At 64.9% G+C, this 2,887-nt stretch carries 1 protein-coding gene; it reads right to left on the bottom strand.

What is annotated here, in order from left to right; translation table 11 throughout:
* The coding region (locus tag IM267_RS07805) for a DUF6531 domain-containing protein (protein ID WP_193033127.1) at window positions 1-2,885 on the bottom strand (2,885 nt) is incomplete at its 3' end.
* Between the last annotated feature and the right edge of the window lie 2 nt (window positions 2,886-2,887).

Below are 2,887 nucleotides of genomic sequence, written 5' to 3'. Positions count from 1 at the left end.
TGCTGGCTGTCGTAGTGATAATGGTGTACGTAACTGCCGCCGTCGCGTATCTGACGTTCAGCCTTTTCCGTCAGCCGTCCGTGCTCATCGTGGCGGTAAAAAAAGTGTGCGTCTTCGCCGATGCGGTTATCCCGCCACATCGCAGGCAGTGCCGGGTACTGTTCCCGGTCTGTAATGCGGTTGCCCGCCGGGTCGGTGGCGTGGTGTTGCAGCAGGTCGTGGTGCCGGGCGCGGATGAGACGGCCCGCATCGTCATAGCGGTACTCTTCCTCCACCCGTGCGCCACGGATATTTACAAGATGCCCGCTGTCGTGATAACCGTATTCCCGGTTCAGCGCCGGGTCGCTGAAGGTGTGGCTCAGCAGCTGCCCGGTGGCGCTGTGGAGCGTGTTCTGCTCATACGCACCGGAGGTTCGCTGCGTCTCCCGGTGCAGCCGGTCGCGGGTGAACTCCACCAGCGGCGTGCCGCCGAGCTTCACCCCGGCGATATAGCCGGAGCCGTAAGTGAGCCATTCCACCGGAGGAAGGTGGTCGGGAACCGTTTTATTCGCCAGCCCGTTCTGATAACCGTGCTTCGTGACGTGCTGCCACAGCCGTTCATCAGTCCGTGGGGCGTGGACGGTCTGTGTCTCACTGACCATCCGGCCTTTGTCATCATAGCCGTAGTGAACAGCGACGCGGTGCCCGTCGCTGAGATGGCTGACTGCCGCCAGCCAGCCGCGCTCACAGTACTGCCAGCGCTCCGCCTCTTCGCCGTTCACCGTTCTGTATACCAGACGGTCTGACGCATCGTAGTGCCACAGGGTGACGAGGCTTTCATCCTCGCTGCGGACAAGCTGTCCGGTGACGCTGTACTGATAACGCTGCGTCCTGCCGTCAAAGCCCGTTTCCTGCGCCAGCCTGTCCAGCAGGTCGTAAGTAAAGGTGGTGCCGGCCCCGTTTTCATTGACAAGCCGGGTGACGCGACCTGCCGGGTCATACTCCATCCGTCGCGTCAGGCCGCCTCCGGTGGTGCTGACCGGGTGCCCGGCGGCGTCATACTCTGTGGTCAGCCTGCTGCCGTCCGGGTGAACCACGGCAGTCAGGTCGCCCGCCAGGCTGTACTCATAACGGGTGTCGTGGCCGGCGGCATCTTTCTGGCTGACCAGCCAGCCCCGTTCATCGTAAGTGCGGTACTGGCTGAGGCCTTCTTCCCGGTGAATGGCCGTCACCTGCCCGAAGCGGTTGTATTCATACCGGGTCCGGTAGCCGGAGCAGTCGGTCAGGGTCAGCAGCTGCCCGTAGCGGCTCCACGTCATATGCCTCCGGCTGCCGGTGGCGTCTTCGGTGGCAGAGGGGCGTTCACTGTCCGGGCTGTCGTAAAAATAGCGGGTGATATCGCCGTGACGGGACGTTTCCTGCGTCAGTCTGCCCTGACGGTCAAATTCCTGCCGGCTGCGCAGGCCGTCAGTACCGGTGGTGGCGATAAGCTGGAGCTGGTCGTTGTAGCTGAACCGTACGGACCGGCCGTCCGGCAGGACAATTTCCGTCACATTCCCGGCGCCGGCATTCAGCCGGTATACGGTTCTGCGCCCGGCCGCATCCGTCATCGCCACCATGCGGCCCGCGTTATCAAATTCCCGCGTAACCGCACTGCCGTCGGCTTTTTCTTCCCGCACGACACGCTTAAGCCCGCCTTCGCCTGCGGTGTGCAGCACCTCCCGGCGGTTCAGGCTGTCGGTAATGACGACGGCATTTTTTTGATAGTCGTAGGTATAACTTAACCCCGCCGGGTTATGCTGCTCCGCCACCCGCCCGCCGGCATCATAGCGGTAGGTGGTCTGCGGGCGTCCGGCGTGCCGGTGCGCGGTCATGCGCCCCGGATGGTTATCATCGTAAGTGAAGCTGCGCACCGGTGTGTCGCTGCGGTCATACACGGTGGCAAGCTCGCCGCGCGGGGTGTACGTGTAGCGGGCCAGGGGACGCGCCGGGAGGTTATCCGGGAACTCCGGGTCGTGCGTCAGCCACACCGCCTCAAGGCGAATGCCGCTGTCTGCGCCGTAGCCGGAGACCGGCATCGTCTGCGGCCAGTCCGGTGCGCGGATACCGGAGGCGGTCGCCTGTTTACGCGCGGCCTCTGCCCGCTGCGCCTGCGTCGTCAGCGCCAGCCGGAAGCTCCTGCCTGCACCGTCGGTGACGGCGGTGATGTTGCCGGCAAATTCCCCGTCCGCATCCCGGTGAAAGCGTTGCGTGCGCCCGAAGCGGTCAGCCAGCCCGGTCAGCACCCGGTACGGTGGTAACGGCGCAGGAAGCGCTTCATCCTCACCCGGTACACGCTCAGGCCAGCCGAGTATCCACCACGGCCCCTGCGCGCTGCCGGTCGCCAGGTAAATATGCGGACTCAGGCGCAGGTCTTCCGGCAGGGTCTGCCACAGCAGATGCAGCGCATTGCTCTCATGCAGCCTGGCCACGCCACCGCGGGCCAGCCACAGGGACTCGCTGCGGCTGAAGGCGGTTTCACCGGGCAGCAGCGGCTCAAAGTGAATGCTGCGCCCGCCGGTGTCATTGAGGATAAGTTCCTCATCGCGAAGCTGTAAGCGGATATCGAAGGGGGCTTTCCAGCCGGGGCCGAAAACACTCACCGGCGCGGGCGTTCCGGTCCGGTAGCTGCTGTATGCGCGGGAGAGGACAAACGGCAGCGGACCGGGCAGGGCGATATCGGTCTCGCCGGGCAGGACCTTGGCCCCCAGCAGCGGGTTCACCGGGTTGCCGGAGGTTCTGCCGCCGGGGCACACCGAGCAGGCCACGCCGGTGGGCGCGCCGATAAACACGCCCGCAGAGCCCTGAACGACGGGTCCGCCGTATTTTGTCATGTCGCCCATCCGGGCGGCCGGTTTACCGCTCATTA

Origin of the sequence: Enterobacter cloacae complex sp. P15RS (genome assembly GCF_014895905.1) — a bacterium.
Taxonomy (GTDB): domain Bacteria; phylum Pseudomonadota; class Gammaproteobacteria; order Enterobacterales; family Enterobacteriaceae; genus Enterobacter; species Enterobacter quasihormaechei.
The sequence above is the reverse complement of the archived record's forward strand: the minus strand, read 5'-3'. Positions and strand labels throughout refer to the sequence as shown.